Consider the following 16,913-nt stretch of genomic DNA (forward strand, 5'->3'; position numbering starts at 1 on the left):
CACGGGCGCCAAGACCGCCATCGCGCCACGAACCGCGGCAGTGACGGCTGGACTGAGCACCAGCGTCACGAATAGCAACACCGCGAACACGGTGACCTGCTCCAGTCCCGCCTCAGTGCCGTAGCGGACGCGGTGTTTCCAACCGTCGGCCATCCATTCGCCGTAGCCCCCGAGCCTCGGGCCCACCCGGACGTTGACGAGCATGCCGACCAGAGTGACGAGAGCAAGCAAAGCCCAGGCGCACACCAGGAAAGTGGCGGTGATGGGGGGCAGCCTGAGCCAAGTACCCACCAGCAGAAATGCCGAGCCGACGAACCACACGCCATCCCAGATTGCTGCGATGTACGAGCGGCCCTCAGCAATAGCGATATAGCGCAACACATCCTGCATGAGGACCACCGGGGTGGCCAACAGCAGGAGCACCGCTTGGGTGCGCACCGCAGAACCGGCGACAGCGACCATCGCGATTCCGACGATCGGCGCGATGACCAACGCCGTCGTGACCGCATATCCGCCTTCCCGACGGACATCGGTGACCGATTTCGCCGAGCTGAGGAGAAGCGGCGTGCCCAGCGCCCCGCGCAGGACACCGATGGCTGCGGCCAGCAGCGTCATCACCAGGCCGACGCGCCCGAAGTCGGCAACCGAGGTCACTACCGCGATCGCATAGATGATCAGACCATTGCTCAGGCTGGAGAAGACCTGATCGATTCCGCCGACCAGCGCCCGCACCTTGCTGAACGTCGACGGCCGCTCCACGGCGGCTACTCCCCGGCCGCCGATGCCCACACCTTCTCCAAGGCGGGCAGTGAATCCGTCAACCCATGGTTGGCGAACAGTTCGAAGTTTGCGTAACTCCCTTGCCATTCCGAGATCCGCGGATCCGAGATGGTCCGATGCACGTGCTGCGGCAGATCCAGAGTCAGTTCGGAACCATTGATGGTGAGCCGTGCCTCGTACGCCGTGGTCCCGTCCTCGGCCAACGGCTCCGGAAAGTCGCCCGCCGCAATGACATCCAGAGGGTCGCCTGCAGAATGCGTCACACTGACATTCCAGTTCACCGGCGTCAATACGAAGTGCACCGGCAGCGGACGGATCGTCGGTGGGAAGGCGGAGTCAACGCCGCGGGCCACCACCAACCCAATAACTCCCTTGGTGCCGCCACCCGGCCGGAACACGAATCGTGCACCCAACGACCGCACCGGCGCACCCAAATCCGGTGTACTGAAGAATCCTGCCGCAGTGTCCTCGCTCGTGGGCTGATAAGTGAGTCGCCCGTCAAGGATCCGGGGACGGGCGCCCGGGTCCTGCGGGGTACCGGTGACTCGCGCCGGCTGACCACCGTCGAACCGTTCCAGCGCGGGCCCGTTGGGCTTGCCCGCAAACGTGGCTTCGACGTTGATCCCCTGTGCGGCAGCGGGAGCGCGCCCTCGAACGAATCCCCACCACAGCGCGACGGTTACCACAGCGGCGAGCACCACTGCGAAGGCAAGCCGTAGTCCCAGCCAGAGAGGTCCGCGGGCGGTCCGTGTGCTCATGTCGTCCTTGTCAGCATGATCGATCCGTACACGTCTTCGAGTCTCTGGCGCACTGGCGCCATGCCGTACGTGTCGCGAACCGCCGCGCGCCCGGCCTCACCCTGGGTTCGGGCGGTCACCGGATCAGCGAGCAAGCGCGCGATAGCGTCCGCGTAGTCGTGCGGGCTGCCCGCCACAACCGCGCCGCAACCGCTCCGTTCCACGAAGTCCGCGAGCCCGCCGTCGGCGTTGATCACCACCGGCACCGACTCAGCGAGGGCTTCGATGATGGACATCCCGAACGGTTCACGGACGGCGGGAAGCACGTACACGGAGGCCGCCCTCATCCGTTCGGCCGCAAGCCCCGGAGCCACCGCAGGTTCCCGACGCAGGCGTGATTCGTCGATGCCGTCCGCGCGTGCCTCGGCGATGATCCGGTCGACCGCCGCTTCAGCCCCTTCCGGCGGACCCACGAGGGCAAACTGCGCGCCGATTCCATTGCGGAGCAGTTCGAGCGCTGCCGCGGCGAAAACCTCCGGGCGCTTCCGCTTGTGCAGGCGCGCGAGGAACAGCACCTCGGGAGGCTGTGTCCGCTTGTCCGGGAGGGCGCCTTCTGTCACCGGGACACCATTTGCGAGCGGTTCCAGCCGCAGCCCCGGACCGCCGATGACGCTGAGTTCAGCGCGTTCCGCATCGTTCAGATAGAAGACGGCGCCGGCCGATACGAGCAATTTCTTCGTCCACATTGCATCAATGTGCGCCGCAAGCGGGTGCGTGCCGGTGACGATCATCCCGTGCGTCTGCACGACGACGGGCAGCCCGAGTTGCAGCGCGGCCCGGGCCGCCGGAATGGTTACCAGGTCGCGCGCCAGGTGAACGTGCACTACATCGAACCCGGATCCGTGGCGCTTGAGCCAGCCGACCATCGCGGGTGTCCAGGTCGCGGCGTAGCCCACCAGCGGTAGTATCCGCCGAGCCGGAAATAGCCGGACCGGCGTGCCGTCGATCTGTTGTGGTGGAACAGAATAGCCCTGCGTGCCGGCCAGCAGGGTCGGCTCATGGCCTGCTTCCGCCAAAGCGGCACATTGATTGAGCGCTACCCGGGCCGGACCACCATACGCACCATCGGGCGAAATCAGCGTGAGCACCTGCAAGACCTTCATAGCGCGATCGTCTCCACGACGTCCGACCCACCATCGCTGCGGTCACAATCGAAGATCGCGGGAGAAAGCGCGGTATCAAGCGCACGCCGCAAGGTATCCCGATCGATCAGCCCCGGCGGCTGGGTCGCGGTGACCTGAACCTGTCCGGCAGCACTAACCCACAGCGCGAGCGTCAGACTTCGGTTGGTCCCGGGTGGCAATGCGACGGCCACCACGGACTCCTCGGGTCTGGTGAATTCGAGCTTGAACCCCGACGGAATCTTGGAGACATCCGAAACCGTCACCGCTATCAATCCAGAGCCAGCCGGCATGCCCATAAGCCACCATTTTGGATTGGGGCGGCGGCCCAAGGCGGAGGCGACCCGGCTCAGACCCAAATGTGCCGCGGTCTTGACCAGCGGCCAGCCCGAACTGGTGCGTAGGCGGAACTGTTCGCTGAATTCGTCGAACGTCATGTTCCCGCCGGCGACCACCTTGGCGATGGTGCACAGGTTCGCCAGGGTTTCGACCCCCTCAGGCAGCATTCGACGCAGGTCGATCAGGACATCGACGTCGTCGGCGACGGGAATGCCCGCAGCCCGGAGAGCACGGTGGATCGACAAGACGATGACCGAGGTGACCGACGCTCCGGGATGGCGGGCATCCCGCCACGCCCTGAGGTCTCTCACCAACCCGGGCTTGCTCACCACATGGATCGCCTCGTAGCCGCGAACCATGGCCGCGTGGCCGTGCTGAGCCTTGAAGTTGCGAAAGGTCTTGCGGGCCTTACAGACCACGGTCGTGAACGTCGATTGCGCAAACTCAACCGTGAGCGGCCCCCAGTGCTTGCTGCTGCGCGCATAGGACACCAATGCGGTCCGAAGGGGACGGTCGACGATCGCCGGATTAGGAACCGGCTCCACGAAACCCCGGGGGGAGTGTCGCGCGATGATCGCAGCAAACATCTCCAACATCACGTGGCAGTCACCGATGCCGTGGTCGAAACACACACAGATGTACTCGCCCACCTGGACCAGGGAGATCGGCGCCGGTGCGGGACGGCCCAGAACCCGCTCCAAAATCTCTTCCGGAGTCCGTGCACCAGCCAGATCCGCTTTCAAGAGCGCACCCGGTTTGTCCGTGTACTCCCATGACCGCCCGGCGGTTGCTGGAATCAGGCCGACCCGAAACCGTGGTCCGTGCGCGGCCATTCGAGCCAACACGTCTGGGAACTCGCTTTGAACGTCACCGGCCACCGGGCCCCCGACCACCCACACCGGATCGCCGGCCATCGCAACGTCCAGCGACCCCACTCGGACCTTCTTCGTCATCGCCGATCATCCAATCCCGATACCACTGTGCGTAACTCGCCACGAGGGAGGTCAATCCGCAGTTTGGTCGTAGCGCTCTCCTTCCGCTCGAACCAACTCTCGCCATCATCTGAAGGGTTGGACCTGACGAACTGGGCAGGAGATCCCCCGTAGATGCCCGACGCTGGATTGAGCTCTCTGGCCCTGATCAGCATCGAGTTCGCGGTTAGCAGCGAGTGGGACGGCAAAATGGCGCCCTTCAGCACCAGACAGTTGGTCAGTACGGCGGAACGCTCACCAATGACGACCCGTCCTGCTGATTGCACGTTCATCGTAATGTCGATCTCATGGCTCAGAATCGTTGTCCGCTGACCCGCGATAGCGGACATGTCGTCCATTCGGACTATCCCGGAGCAATCGACATTGTGTCGACTGGTGATGGTTGCGCCGTTACCCATCAACAGGCTTCCGACATCCGGGTGCAACGCTTGATATGCCGGGTGCGCGGAAATCATGTTGAAGGACCCCATCGTGGCGCCATCGCCCATCTTCAGTAGCCGAAGAGACCGAAAGATGTTCAGTGCGGCGATCGTTGCGCCCTCCCCGATGACCGCACAGCCGACATTCAACGCCAGTAGGGGACCAATGCGGGCCGACGGTGAAATATCGTGGCCGAACATCCGCAGCAATTTGTTCTTCAGCGCGCCGCCGGGTAGAAGCCAAACTAGTAGTTCGACCATCGTCATAACGGTCTCCCTGCTCAACGGTCATCGGCCTGTGAATCGGCGAACCACACGTACATCTTCTTCAACCCAGCTTCGATGGTGAGAGTGGGCCGCCATCCGAGTGCCGTTAGTTTGCTGTGGTCCATGACCTTGCGCGGAGTCCCGTCCGGCCGGGTCGAGTCGAACGTCACCTCACCCTCGAAACCCACGACGGATTTCGTCAGCAGGGCAAGGTCTCGGATGGAGATCTCTTGTCCAGAACCAACATTGATGATTCCTCCGTCGTCGTAATCCCGCAGCAAGAAGACACAGGCGTCGGCCAGGTCGTCGGCGTCAATCAGTTCTCGCAGCGGTGAGCCGGTTCCCCACACGACCACCTCCGACCGGTTCGACAGCTTGGCTTCGTGGAATCGACGCATCAAACCTGCGACCACGTGAGAATGCTCCGGATGGAAGTTGTCACCCACCCCGTACACGTTGGAAGGCATCACTGCGAATGCATTGAAGCCGTACTGCTTTGCGTATGCGTCGCACATCGTTATGCCGGCGATCTTCGCGATCGCGTATGGCAGATTGGTCTCTTCCAGCGGACCGGACAGAAGCGCCTCCTCTACGATCGGCTGTTCCGCGTATTTGGGATAGATGCAGCTCGAACCCAAGAACATGAACTTCTGTGTGCCGTAACGGAACGCGGCGTCGATCACATTCGTTTGAATCTTGAGATTCTCGCGGATGAACTCGGCGCCCTGGGTCGAGTTGGCGACGATTCCACCAACTTTCGCAGCTGCGAGCACGACGTATTCGGGCCGCTCTGAGGAGAAGAACTCCTCCACTGCCGTAGCGTTGTCGAGAGGAAGCTCCTCGTGCGTGCGGGTCAGGACATTTCGGTAGCCCGCGTCGTGTAGTCGGCGCGCAATCGCGGAACCGACCATGCCGCGGTGGCCGGCAACGTAGATGAGCGAATCAGTCTGCATGAGTGTCTCCACTTAAGACGATCGTGAGGGCCACTGGACGTGCGGCTGAGCCGCCAGCACTGTTGCGCCAGCGGGAACGTCACGGCTCACAATCGCCGTTGCCCCGACCGTCGCGCCGTCTCCGATGCGAATACCGGGCAGCACAGTCGCCCGCGCCGCGACCCATACCGAATCCCCGATGACAATCGGCGCATTATCGAATTCGAAAGTGGGACTTCGCCGGTCATGACTCCCAGTGCAAAGGAACGCGCCCTGCGAGATACATGTATTCGATCCGATTTGCACTTCTTCGAGGTTCAGGATCCAGACCTCCTCGCCGATCCACGAGTTGCGTCCGACCACCAACTTCCACGGCCAATGGATCTTCACCTGATGTCGAACTATCACTCCTGCAGCGATTCTGGCGCCGAACAGCCGGAGCACCCCGATGCGAACTGCGTTGGGGCACCACCACTTCATTAACCATCCGCGCGACATCAGCCACAGGACCTGCATCGGCACTCCGCGGCCGCGCCTGTATCCGCGTCCCGTGAAGCCGTCGAGGGAGAAGCGGTTGCCCGGTCCAGGGTCACGGCGGGGAAGCTGGGGTGAGTCATGTTCAGCCACTGCGCTCATTCGGTGTCTCCTTTCATCTGGCCGGTAGATGCTTTGGTGTTCACGACTTGGTCAGCACGACTGCGAAAAGGTAGGCCCCTCTCGGCTGCGCTTGTCATTGTCGGGATCGCTCTGCTATTCCCAGCCGACCAACGCAGGTTTGTCTACCCACGGGGTTCCCTCGCACCGGAGAGCTGCGATGTCCGCGTCCACCATGATCGCGGCGAGGTCGAGTCCAGATGTCTCCGCCTTCCAATGAAGCAATCGGGCAGCCTTGGAGGGATCCCCGATGAGCGCATCGACCTCAGTCGGACGCATATAGTTCTCGTCAAATCTCACGTGGTCCTGCCAGTTCAATCCTGCTCGTGCGAACGCGAGTCTGACGAACTCCCGCACGGTATGCCCCTGTCCAGTCGCCAGCACGTAATCGTCGGGTTCGTCGGCTTGGAGCATCCGCCACATTCCTTCCACGAACTCGGGCGCATACCCCCAGTCACGGACGGCGTCGAGATTGCCCAGGAACAGTTCGTCTTGCATGCCGGCCTTGATCCGAGCGACGGCGCGCGTGATCTTCCTAGTCACAAAGGTTTCACCGCGCCGGGGTGACTCGTGGTTGAACAGGATCCCGTTCACTGCGAAGATTCCGTAGGCTTCGCGGTAATTCCTGGTGATCCAATACGAGTAAACCTTCGCAGCACCGTAGGGAGATCTTGGGTAGAACGGTGTGATTTCACTTTGTGGGGGTGGGGAGGCACCGAACATTTCAGAACTGGATGCTTGGTAAAACCTGCACGACAGTCCGACTAGTCGCACCGCTTCCAGTAGGCGGACGGAGCCGACACCCGTGACACTTCCAGTGTGCTCCGGCTCGTCGAACGACACCCGTACGTGGGATTGCGCAGCAAGGTTGTAGACCTCGTCGGGATTGACCTTGCTCAACAGCGTCGACAGCCTCGCACCGTCGGACATGTCACCGTAATGCAGGAACAACCTGGCATCGGGGCAGTGTGGGTCCTGGTAAATGTGCTCGATACGGACCGTGTTGAAGGTTGAGGCCCGCCTGATCAGACCGTGAACTTCATAACCCTTGGCTAATAGCAGCTCGGCCAGATACGAACCGTCTTGCCCGGTAATCCCGGTTATCAGTGCGACTCTACTCATTGCGCCACCTCATGATCTGTGTGTGTGAATTGACAGTTTTTGTGCATCAGCGGTATCGCCACTCCCCGGCTCTCTTGCGCCGCCAGCATGCTCTTGATCCAGTGATCGAACTTCTCTATCGACGCAGCCTCACTCAGTTGAGCCGCCGCGTACTCGATTCCGTTCGCCCCCAACTCCTTTCGTAGATTTGCATCTCTGCCGAGCGATGCGGCGGCCTGGACGAGGCACGCCGGGTCTCCGCCATCGACCACAATCCCCGCTTTGGAATCCCGGATCTCCAGTGCTGCATTACTTTCCGGGCTAGTTGCCGCTAGTACAGGGGTCCCGCTCTGGAAGTACGAGGTGAGCTTGCTTGGGATCGACATCTCCGCCACCCCGGGCTTTTCGTTCACGAGCAGTATGTCGGCGGCTTTCAACGCAGCCACGAAATCGCCTTCTGGAAGCGGGTCCCGGATTTCCAGACGAGTTGTTTGACGCGCCATCGCCTCGAGCGTGCATCGCTGACTCCCGTCACCCATGAGAACGAAACGCAGGTTTAGCTTGTCCCTATCTGCGATCTGAGCTGCGTGGACGACATTCTCGAGACCCTGTTTGACGCCCATGCTTCCGGCGTGCAGGACCACCGTTTCGTTGTCTGCCCAACCAAAGCGTCCGCGACTCGCGTATCGATCGCTTGCGCCACTCGACTGAACGTGAGTCCAGTTCCTGATAGTCGTGATCTTGGCGGGATCTACCTGAGGATTCTGCGCCAGTTGAGTACGGAACCGGTTGTGCGCCACTACGATGCCATCGGCTTCCCGCATGACCCAGCTCTCCAGTCGGCCAGCAAGTTTCGCCGCGACAGATCCGGGATCCTGCGTTTCGCTCAGTCCGACCGCGTAGAGATCCTGAACCCAGACGCCGAGTACCGGACTGTGCCCGATGGATACTCGACGTCGCAGACATTCTGCGGCGGTCGAGATCAGTGCCGGTGTTATGCAGATAACCACGTCGGGGTGGTGCCAACGCGACCCGGCACCGCGAACGCCGAAGGTTGCCTCCATGAGAAGTCGGCGCAAGTTCGACGATGTTTTTGGAACCGAATGTCTTACCCGCTTGAGGGATACGCCATCCATCGTCTCCATCGATGTCCATTTCCAGCGATATCCGGCCGGCACCCTCCACTCCGGGTAATGAGGCATTCCGGTGACGACGTTGACCCGGTAACCTCTGCCGGCGAGACCCCGGCACAGACCAGTCGTATATGGAGCAATACCACAGGGTTCCGGAGAGTAGTTGATCCCCAGGACCGTCACTGATAGCTGATCGTCCATGACAACCTCAGTAGGCCCCGGTACGGCGGAATACAGCCCGCAACGTTTTGACGATGATCAAGAGGTCTTGAATCATCGACCAGTTGTCGACGTACGAGAGATCCAGACGAACGGATCTTTCCCAGGAGAGGTCGGATCGGCCGCTCACTTGCCACAACCCCGTCACACCCGGCTTCACCAACAGCCGACGCACCAGATCGCAGTCGTATGCCTCCACCTCGCGCCGCAACGGTGGCCGGGGACCGACGACGCTCATCTCCCCGCGTAACACATTGAGGAACTGAGGAATTTCGTCGATACTGAACCGCCGTAACATCCGACCGACAGGAGTAACGCGCGGATCGTCACGGATCTTGAAGAGCAAACCGTCACCTTCGTTGGCGCTCAACAGACCAGCCAACTGTTTGTCGGCATCCTTGACCATGGTGCGGAACTTCATCATCGAGAACGGCTTGCCGTCGATGCCGATCCGTTCGGACGAATAGAAAACGGGTCCCCGGCTACCGACTTTGATCACAATCGCGGTACCGATCAGTATTGGTAAGGTCGCGATGAGAGCCGCACAGGCAAAAGAGATGTCAAACGCCCGGTTCAGGAACCGCTTCGCGCCCAGATACTGCGGTTTCTCTACGTGCAGCAACGGAAGCCCGGCAATCGGACGCATCACCAGGCGGGAGAGCGCGACGTCCATCACTCCGGTCGAGACGACGAGATCAACTCCAAGTGGCTCGAGATCCCAAATCAATCGTCGGATGCCCCGGACACCCAAGCAATCCGTGCCAGCAATGGCGACGGTGTCCGCACCACACGTACGGATCGCCTCCAACATCTGGGTCTCCCCGCCAATGATCGGGATCTCCCTACCGTTCACGGTGATGTGTTCGCCCCGTTGAGGGCCATAGCCCGGTACGCCGACTCCCACTACGCGGTAACCATCTACCGCATTTCGGGTCAACTCACTCGCCAGGTTCTGCACTGCGTCAGGTTCCCCGATGGCCAGCACGGCGGTCTGGTAGCCGCCGTCCGCGCGCTTACGCGCCAACCGACCACGCCAGAACAATCTGCCTAGCAGCAGACCGAGAATTCCCGCTGGAAGCGCAACGGCTAAATAGCCTCGCACGACGTCGACCTTGAGGAGAAGCGTGACGATCGCGATGGCTCCGAAGGTCCAGAAGGACGCGGCGATCACCCGCCGATACTCCTCGATACCGCCACCGACGACCCTCGGAGACCGAGTATGGAATGCAGCCAGGGCGATAAGCCACACGCCGATGAACACGACAGAGAAGCCCGGCGCTACGAACCTGAAGTTTCCTTCTGCTGTTTCGGTGGTTCCGAATCGGATGTACTGCGCCAGGAGCACACCTGCGCAGACAACCACGCTGTCAGTTAGCCGTAACTCGGCCGCGTATCGCCGTTGCCAAGTGGTGCGCTCGAATACCTCGCTCGGTATGAGGCTTGGTGCGGCAACTGCAACGCGACCGTTGGCTGCCTCAGGTTTCGGCGAGACTACGATTGTGTCGTCAACCGCCGCCGGATGCCCGTTCCCATTGTTGGAACGAAGATCGACGGATCTAAGCTGAATCTCGGTCTGTTGCATTGTCTTACCCCAATCCCACGAATTTCGCTGCAAGGTTGCCGTCGCCGCGTTCGCGGCGCTTGGGCAGGCCTATTCGGACCAGCGGGCCGACAGTCGTCCAAACCGGAAACTGCCCGCCCTGGCGAGCCCGGCTGCCTCTAGTCAGAGGCTGGGCTACCGAGCGCCGTGCCCCGCGTCTCAGTGCATTCATCGCTGTGATCCCACCGAAGCTTCTGTGCCACTGGGACAGTCGCGAACCTCTCGCCACCATGCCTGGCCGGAGGCCGGCAGGCTGTCGATCGGGTCGTAGAACGGGTAGACACGGTTCAAGGCGTCAGCATCCGCGCCATCCAACACAGTGCGGTAATTCTTGCTCCAGTAGGAGATACCCAGGTTTCGGTCATAACGGACCACCTGATGGACCCACCGTTTGCCGACGAAGGGAACGTCACAGACGATGCGTGGTGTCGCGAAGCCCGGGAGATATCCCATTATCGACAACTGCAACTGTTGCGCTTCCCACAGTGAGGTCCGCCAATGTTCGGCATTGGGGATCATGTCGCACATATAGAAGTAGTAGGGCAGGATGTTTGCTTCGCCCTGCAGCGCGAAGCAAAGGTCGAGCAGGTCGTCGGCGCTGGCGTTCACCCCACGCATCAACACGCCCTGGTTGCGCACATCTCGCAGCCCTGCGTCGAGCAGTGCCCGCGTCGCCGCCGCGACAAGTGGAGTCACCGACTGCGCATGGTTGATGTGGGTGTGCAACGCCAGGTTTACCCCGCGGGCGGCGGCAGTGTGCGCCAACCGATTGACTCCGTCGAGCACCTTTGTTTGCAGCCAGTGCTGTGGCAGCGCGGCCAGGGCCTTCGTTGCCAAGCGGATATCGCGGATGGTGTCAATCGCGAGTAACTGCATGACAAACGATTCCAGCCGCGGCCAGGGAAGGTTGGCCACATCACCGCCGGACACCACCACATCGCGCACCGTCGGTGTGGCTCGCAGGTAATCCAGCATTCGATCCTGCCGATCGGCCGGCTGCAGGGTCAGCCTGGCCTTGCTGACAGTCGGTGTGGAGTTTCCGATCAGATCCATCCGTGTGCAGTGCCCGCAATACTGCGGGCAGGTCGACAGCATTTCAGCAAGCACCTTGGTGGGGTATCGATGAGTCAGCCCCTCGACCACCCACATGTCGCTCTCGTGCAACGAATCTCGTTCGGCGTAGGGGTGTGAACTCCATTCCTGTTCGCGATCGCTGAGAAGAGGCAGCATGTAACGCCGAATTGGATCGGCATAGAAGGCCTCGGTAAGCCCAGAGTGCTCTTGAACACCGTTGGGAACCATGGTGTTCAGCATCTGCGGCGGCAGCAACATTGACATGGTCGCCTTCTGCTGCTGGTCGGCGGCCAAGTCTGCATAAAACCCGTCGTCGAGCAGGGTTCCCACCACCGCGCGCAGCTGGGCGATGTTCTTGACCGAGTGTGCGCGCTGCCATTGCGGATCTCGCCATTCGGACTCGGTGACCGCCGCCCACCCCGGGTAACGTCGCCAGTCCGGTTCGGACAACTCCTCGCGCACATAGCAATACGGCTGATCAGGAACGGCGGTGAAGCCGGTCTGCTCGGGTTCAATCAGTGTTGTCATCGTGACAGAGCCTTTCGAGAGACGGTCGCCGGTTGGACGCCGTGGATCAATTCGGTCGCGACGCGTCGTCCCGACCTGATCGCGCCCTCCATCAGCCCGAAGAACTCGACGCTGGTTTCGGTGCCGGCCCAGTGGACGCGGCCATGCGGTGTTGTCAGTGTCGGGCCCAGCCGCAGCCAGTCGCCTGGCCCGAACAGAGCGGCATAACATCCCCTGCTGTATTTCTCGGCCAGCCAGTCGGTGACCGTGCACTGCGTCGGCGGCGGCAACTCCGGAAAGAGCCGCCTGACGTGGGCCAGTGCTGCGTCCCGCTGCTCGACGGGCGACAGGGTGCTGAAAGCCGACGCTGCGGCACCGGTGACGAATCCCGTTAGGACACCCGCAGATTCATCCGGAGGAGAATCGTCGACCGTAGACAACAGCGGCCCGTGCGCACTGACCGACCATCCGGACAAGCCGTGCGCACGCCACGCCGGAGCCGGATAAGTCAGATGTACCTTGATCGCGCAGCCGCGGCCGGTGGCCGCCGTCGCCCGCGGCGTGCGCAGAGCAGGCCGGAACTCGATCTGTTGCGCCAACAGCGGCGGCGCGGCGACCACCACCTGGTCAGCCCGGAACTCGGATTGTGCGCCAGCTATGTCCGGAACACACTGCACCACGACCCCGTCAGCGTCCTGGTTGATCGCACTGACCGGACGGCCCAACTGCACCCGGTCGCCGAGCCGGTCGGCGAGAGCCTCGCACAGCCGATGCGCGCCACCGTCGATCCGCCACTGCTGGGCCCCGCCCTCGAATGCGTTGAGATAGCGGATCCCTCCACCCGAACGCAGATAGAAGGCCATATGCAGAGCAGAGATCGCGGCCGGGTCGGCGGCCATCATCTCGCCGAGGAACAGCGGGAAAAAGGTTCGTGCGTCCGGATGCTTGACCGCGCCGGCAAGCCAGCTGGCGGCAGTCAGCCGGTCCAGACGTCCTGCCTGTGGGCTCTGCCATGGCGCGTCGGGTCGGATCTGCGCAACGAGGTCCTCGAGCGTATCGAACAGGTAGCCGAGCGCGACCGCGTCCAGCGGGGGCACACGACTCGCAGTCGTCGTCCGACGGTCCGACACCAGGAATGTGCTGTCCCCTGCCATCTCTGTGGAGGCCAGGCCAAGTCCGTGCTCCCGTATCAGTCCGAGCAGCTCGGTGTGCCGCACACCCAGATAGGCAGCACCCCCGTCGACGACGACACTCGAGGAGACCGGAATGCCGTGCATCCGGCCGCCTACCCGATCACGCGCCTCCAGTACGGTGACCACCGCGCCCGCCGCCTCTAGTTCGAGGGCAGCCGTCAGCCCGGCCAGACCGGCACCGACGACGACGACACTCATGTCTCCCCGGTTCATGGCACTACGGCGGCGATTTTATCGAATAGCCCAGCTGCCGAGGGATTTTCGATGAAGTCTTCCCACGACAACTCCGTCCCAAAGTCCCGCGCGATCGCACTGAGCACCCGGGTGGCCAGCAGCGAATCACCGCCGAGTTCGAAGAAGTCGGAGTGCGGATTCACCTCAATGGTGTCGAGGACCCTGCAGAAAATCTGGACAATATGGCCAGCACTCATCGGCCTCCTCCTTTGGTGGTGTAGTCCGCTGCGGCACGCCGTGTTGCCGCCCGATCGACCTTTCCGCTGGACGTGTAACTAAGCGCGTCCACGAATGTCACTTTGCTGGGCACGAATTGGCTGGGTAGCCGCTCACGTAGGTAACGTTTCAGCTCAGGTGAAGTCGTTTGCCCGGCCGGAACAACATAGGCTGTCAACGCCGTACGGCCGAGCCGCCGTTCAGCGACCACGACGGTGCCCGCGACCGCGGGGTGGGTGTTCAACTGCGCCTCGACTTCAGTCGGATGAACGCGCACACCAAGGACTTTCACCTCGTCGTCGAGACGACCACGTGCATGCAGCAGCCCGCGTTCGTCGCGGGTGACCACATCGCCGGTTTTGAACCAGCGGATGGGTCCGGAGCCGTGGTCGGCGACCGGGAATCGGACCGCGGTGAGTTCTGGCGACCCGAGGTACTCGGTGGCCAGTGAGGGGCCCGACACGAGCAGTTCACCCTCGTCGGTGACGTGGTCGCGCACATGGGGCAGCGGACGTCCGAGAGGTGCCCCGGCGCCGTTCGCGGCGAGTGCTGGTTCGGTGCCGGGGCCGCTCAGCTGTACCGCGTGGGTCACCATCGTCGTTTCGGTGCATCCGTATGTGTTGAGCAACCCAACGTGCCCAACGTCGAGATCGCGCCACTGTCGCAGCCGAGTTGGATCAACCCGCTCGCCGCCGATCACCACTAGTCGGACGCTGTCTGGCAATGCCGCGTGCTCCTCGTGCAGGAAAAGTACGAGTTCGTGCCAGAACGCCGTCGGCAGGTCGAGCACGGTGATCTCCCGTTCTGCGAGCATGCGAACAAAGGACGGGAACGAACCAGAATGTGCGGCGTCGTCGAAAACCAATGCTGCGCCGGAGGTCAGCGTGGGCAAGATCTCCTCCAAGCAGGTATCCCAGCCGAGGGAGGCGAACTGGAGCACGCGGTCGTCGGGGGTGAGCGCGAAGAGGTGGCGCAGCGCGCGCACCGTGACGGCCAAAGCATGCCGCGAGACCACCACCGGCTTCGGCGCCCCGGTAGAACCCGAAGTGCACAGCGCATACGCTGGATTACTCCAGTGCCACGAGGGCTGGGGCAAGTCTTCATCCGAAGCTACTCGGCCCTCGCCGAGCGTTTCGATCCGCAGGTTCGTTGGTTCGTGCGGGCCGGGGGCTACCGCAAACAAGCGATCCAGGCCGAGTACCGCAGCGAGCGCCTCCATGCGGGCGACGGGAAGAGCGGCGTCGATCGGGCAGTAGGTGGCGCGGGCTTGCAGTATCCCAAGCAGGTGCTGTGGCACATCAGGTGTGTGCGATACCAACACACCGATCAGACCGGATGGCCCATCGGCGGCGCATCGGCGCGCCCGGTAGCGCAACGCGGTAAGACGGACCCGCTCTGCGAGGTCTCGATAGGTGATGGTGACCCCGTTGTGCACGATGGCAGCACCGTGTGGCCAATCTCGAGCCGCGGCGGCGAAGTCCGCAACCACGTCACCAGTGTCTTGAACAGCGATATCGGCGTCGGGAAGGGCGTTTCGATACGCTTCCCAGAAGACGGCCAATGAGATGGCCATCACGCACCCCTGAGCCAAGCAGGCTCGGGCTCGAGTACGGTGCGCAGCCACCGAATCCGGCGTTCAATGCCCTCGACAAGACCGACGGCGGGTTTCCACCCGAAATCCTCTTCCGCTGATGCTCGTTTGGTGCGCGATCTTCTCAAGACTGGCGTGGGGTCTCCGACGTGGACTTGGCCTGTCGCGTTCGCCAACTGCTGTGGCGCGGATTTGACTCGGTATCCGTTCGCGGACGATAGGTCACCCATCAATGGACTCCAATCTGTTCACTGCACGCAGCAAAAGGCTGCCGATGCTTTTCTGTCGGTTCATCGGATTACGCGACCGCCACTGACTTGGTGAGTTTGCGGGGTCTATCGACGCCACATCCCAAGGCCAGGGCGAGGTTTCGGGCCAGGATCTGCAGCGGAATGACGCTCTCGATCAGACCGTCCCCCTGATCCGTGCCCGCTGTGGAGAATTCGGCGTGCAGTCGCGCCGACGACGTGCCTTCGGATGGCTGCGCGATCGGTATCTGGCAATTCACGATGTTGCGTGGGCAACTTTGCGCCAGAGCGGATTGACGCAATGGAGAGGGCCAGTGTGATGAATGGGTGCGTCCAGATTCCGAGAGATGGAGCAACCTCGCAATGCGCAATACCGGTCCAGTCACGGACCGAGCCGGGTGGACTGTTGTCGAACCCGTTGACGCGACGAACGTCGAACGGGCTGAGGCCGATCCGTCCGCCAGCGATCGCCAACGATGGTCTAGAGCAAATCCGAGGAACACCACTTCACTATCAGTGTTGGCAACCCTGCCGTACATGGACCATCGGAGCTAATTTTCACTAGACCAAGGCCTAGTTCTTACGTGTGCACCACGGTCCCTGCGTGTGCTGCGCGAGAGTGCGGCAGCTTCGGCACGGGTGCTGACACCGAGTTTGGTCAACAGGTTGTGCACGTGGTTCTTGACCGTATGCACTGCAATTCTGAGCTGCGCTGCGATATCTCGATTCGACCGGCCTAGTTCCAGCATCGTCAGGATCTGGGTCTCCCGCGCCGTGAGAGCTAGGTCCCTTACCACCTGCTGAGGTTCTGAAGCGAGCGTCGACAAGCGGCGGAGCAAAACCGCCGAGACTCGCGGCGGACAAGACGACTCTCCGGCAGTTACGTCGTGTATCAATACAAACAAGTCTTCGAGCGAGTCGGTCCGCATGTGATAGCCGGCTACACCCGCCTCGGCACACGCGACGATCTCTGATTCGTCGTCTTCCGAAACACCCAGAACGATCACCCGCACGTTTGGACTGATATCCATCGCCGCCCTTAGCAACAAGTGGCTTCCACGAGTCGCCATGTTCAGAAGGACAACTCTCGGCTGTGTGGCTTCGAGTGCTAGAACCAACGAGGGCAAGTCCCATGCTCCGCTTGGAGCGGCGATCCCGTTCAGTACGAAGATGGCGGCTAGATTCTCGCGGTAGAGCGTGCAGTCGTCGATGATCAAAAGACGTTCGTTACGCGGCGGATCCTGGCCTGTAGCTCGCTCCCAAGCCGATGTTGAGCCATCCCGACCGGTCGGCGGCATGGCCCAGCCGCCCTCTCGGCGGCCTGCGCTCGAAGCCGACGACGCATGCGGCACGTACTCATGCACATTGGCCACCGGTGGCCTGCGGACGGGCTCGTTCAAACCGGCACCCGGCGACATGCGCATGCATCGACGCTTAGCGAGGATGACTTCTGGGTGGGCCATCCCTGCTCCTGGCGCCGGTACTGCGATTACGAG

At 62.2% G+C, this 16,913-nt stretch carries 16 protein-coding genes; all 16 read right to left on the reverse strand.

What is annotated here, in order from left to right; translation table 11 throughout:
- Positions 1 to 789: MATE family efflux transporter (locus tag QOC69_RS20130; RefSeq protein WP_526442818.1), on the reverse strand; the 789-nt coding region annotated here is incomplete at its 3' end.
- Positions 765 to 1,538: a hypothetical protein gene (locus QOC69_RS20135; RefSeq protein WP_526442820.1), complete on the reverse strand. Its 774-nt coding sequence runs from the start codon at positions 1,536 to 1,538 to the stop codon at positions 765 to 767. The genes QOC69_RS20135 and QOC69_RS20130, both read right to left, overlap by 25 nt.
- Positions 1,535 to 2,680: a glycosyltransferase gene (locus QOC69_RS20140; protein ID WP_526442822.1), complete on the reverse strand. Its 1,146-nt coding sequence runs from the start codon at positions 2,678 to 2,680 to the stop codon at positions 1,535 to 1,537. The genes QOC69_RS20135 and QOC69_RS20140 overlap by 4 nt, the downstream gene beginning before the upstream one ends.
- Entirely contained in the window at positions 2,677 to 3,990 is a 1,314-nt protein-coding gene (locus QOC69_RS20145) for a hypothetical protein (RefSeq protein ID WP_526442824.1), read from the reverse strand. The genes QOC69_RS20140 and QOC69_RS20145 overlap by 4 nt, the downstream gene beginning before the upstream one ends.
- Positions 3,987 to 4,715, reverse strand: coding sequence for an acyltransferase (locus tag QOC69_RS20150; protein WP_526442826.1), 729 nt, complete (start codon positions 4,713 to 4,715; stop codon positions 3,987 to 3,989). The genes QOC69_RS20145 and QOC69_RS20150 overlap by 4 nt, the downstream gene beginning before the upstream one ends.
- 14 nt (positions 4,716 to 4,729) lie before the next feature.
- The gene (locus tag QOC69_RS20155) at positions 4,730 to 5,680 is read right to left on the reverse strand and encodes a GDP-L-fucose synthase family protein (RefSeq protein ID WP_526442828.1); all 951 of its coding nucleotides are present in this window, start codon (positions 5,678 to 5,680) and stop codon (positions 4,730 to 4,732) included.
- A complete protein-coding gene (locus tag QOC69_RS20160) occupies positions 5,681 to 6,283 on the reverse strand; it encodes a putative colanic acid biosynthesis acetyltransferase (protein WP_526442830.1) in 603 nt (200 codons plus the stop codon).
- A gap of 114 nt (positions 6,284 to 6,397) precedes the next feature.
- Positions 6,398 to 7,423 carry a GDP-mannose 4,6-dehydratase gene (gene gmd, locus QOC69_RS20165; protein ID WP_526442832.1) on the reverse strand — a complete coding sequence of 342 codons (1,026 nt, stop codon included), beginning with the start codon at positions 7,421 to 7,423 and terminating at the stop codon, positions 6,398 to 6,400.
- Positions 7,420 to 8,736 carry a glycosyltransferase family 4 protein gene (locus QOC69_RS20170; protein ID WP_526442834.1) on the reverse strand — a complete coding sequence of 439 codons (1,317 nt, stop codon included), beginning with the start codon at positions 8,734 to 8,736 and terminating at the stop codon, positions 7,420 to 7,422. The genes gmd and QOC69_RS20170 overlap by 4 nt, the downstream gene beginning before the upstream one ends.
- A 7-nt stretch (positions 8,737 to 8,743) precedes the next feature.
- Positions 8,744 to 10,336, reverse strand: coding sequence for a sugar transferase (locus tag QOC69_RS20175; protein WP_526442836.1), 1,593 nt, complete (start codon positions 10,334 to 10,336; stop codon positions 8,744 to 8,746).
- Between the two features lie 186 nt (positions 10,337 to 10,522).
- Positions 10,523 to 11,956, reverse strand: coding sequence for a KamA family radical SAM protein (locus tag QOC69_RS20180; RefSeq protein WP_526442838.1), 1,434 nt, complete (start codon positions 11,954 to 11,956; stop codon positions 10,523 to 10,525).
- A complete protein-coding gene (locus QOC69_RS20185) occupies positions 11,953 to 13,341 on the reverse strand; it encodes a flavin monoamine oxidase family protein (RefSeq protein WP_526442840.1) in 1,389 nt (462 codons plus the stop codon). Before QOC69_RS20185 ends, QOC69_RS20180 begins: the two co-directional genes overlap by 4 nt.
- Positions 13,338 to 13,559, reverse strand: coding sequence for an acyl carrier protein (locus QOC69_RS20190; RefSeq protein ID WP_526442842.1), 222 nt, complete (start codon positions 13,557 to 13,559; stop codon positions 13,338 to 13,340). The genes QOC69_RS20185 and QOC69_RS20190 overlap by 4 nt, the downstream gene beginning before the upstream one ends.
- Entirely contained in the window at positions 13,556 to 15,151 is a 1,596-nt protein-coding gene (locus tag QOC69_RS20195) for an AMP-binding protein (protein ID WP_526442845.1), read from the reverse strand. Before QOC69_RS20195 ends, QOC69_RS20190 begins: the two co-directional genes overlap by 4 nt.
- Before the next feature lie 316 nt (positions 15,152 to 15,467).
- The gene (locus tag QOC69_RS20200) at positions 15,468 to 15,677 is read right to left on the reverse strand and encodes a hypothetical protein (protein WP_526442847.1); all 210 of its coding nucleotides are present in this window, start codon (positions 15,675 to 15,677) and stop codon (positions 15,468 to 15,470) included.
- Between the two features lie 291 nt (positions 15,678 to 15,968).
- The gene (locus tag QOC69_RS20205) at positions 15,969 to 16,634 is read right to left on the reverse strand and encodes a helix-turn-helix transcriptional regulator (protein WP_526442849.1); all 666 of its coding nucleotides are present in this window, start codon (positions 16,632 to 16,634) and stop codon (positions 15,969 to 15,971) included.
- Between the last annotated feature and the right edge of the window lie 279 nt (positions 16,635 to 16,913).

The sequence above is a fragment of the Mycobacterium sp. genome (assembly GCF_032162105.1).
Lineage (GTDB): Bacteria > Actinomycetota > Actinomycetes > Mycobacteriales > Mycobacteriaceae > Mycobacterium.

Bases quoted from the DNA above. Each gene is read 5' to 3' on its own strand.
- QOC69_RS20160 (WP_526442830.1), bottom strand. From the start codon at position 6,283: ATGAGCGCAGTGGCTGAACATGACTCACCCCAGCTTCCCCGCCGTGAC.
- QOC69_RS20180 (WP_526442838.1), bottom strand. From the start codon at position 11,956: ATGACAACACTGATTGAACCCGAGCAGACCGGCTTCACCGCCGTTCCT.
- QOC69_RS20140 (WP_526442822.1), bottom strand. From the start codon at position 2,680: ATGAAGGTCTTGCAGGTGCTCACGCTGATTTCGCCCGATGGTGCGTAT.
- QOC69_RS20145 (WP_526442824.1), bottom strand. From the start codon at position 3,990: ATGACGAAGAAGGTCCGAGTGGGGTCGCTGGACGTTGCGATGGCCGGC.
- QOC69_RS20190 (WP_526442842.1), bottom strand. From the start codon at position 13,559: ATGAGTGCTGGCCATATTGTCCAGATTTTCTGCAGGGTCCTCGACACC.
- QOC69_RS20175 (WP_526442836.1), bottom strand. From the start codon at position 10,336: ATGCAACAGACCGAGATTCAGCTTAGATCCGTCGATCTTCGTTCCAAC.
- QOC69_RS20195 (WP_526442845.1), bottom strand. From the start codon at position 15,151: ATGGCCATCTCATTGGCCGTCTTCTGGGAAGCGTATCGAAACGCCCTT.
- QOC69_RS20135 (WP_526442820.1), bottom strand. From the start codon at position 1,538: ATGAGCACACGGACCGCCCGCGGACCTCTCTGGCTGGGACTACGGCTT.
- QOC69_RS20150 (WP_526442826.1), bottom strand. From the start codon at position 4,715: ATGACGATGGTCGAACTACTAGTTTGGCTTCTACCCGGCGGCGCGCTG.
- gmd (WP_526442832.1), bottom strand. From the start codon at position 7,423: ATGAGTAGAGTCGCACTGATAACCGGGATTACCGGGCAAGACGGTTCG.
- QOC69_RS20170 (WP_526442834.1), bottom strand. From the start codon at position 8,736: ATGGACGATCAGCTATCAGTGACGGTCCTGGGGATCAACTACTCTCCG.
- QOC69_RS20185 (WP_526442840.1), bottom strand. From the start codon at position 13,341: ATGAACCGGGGAGACATGAGTGTCGTCGTCGTCGGTGCCGGTCTGGCC.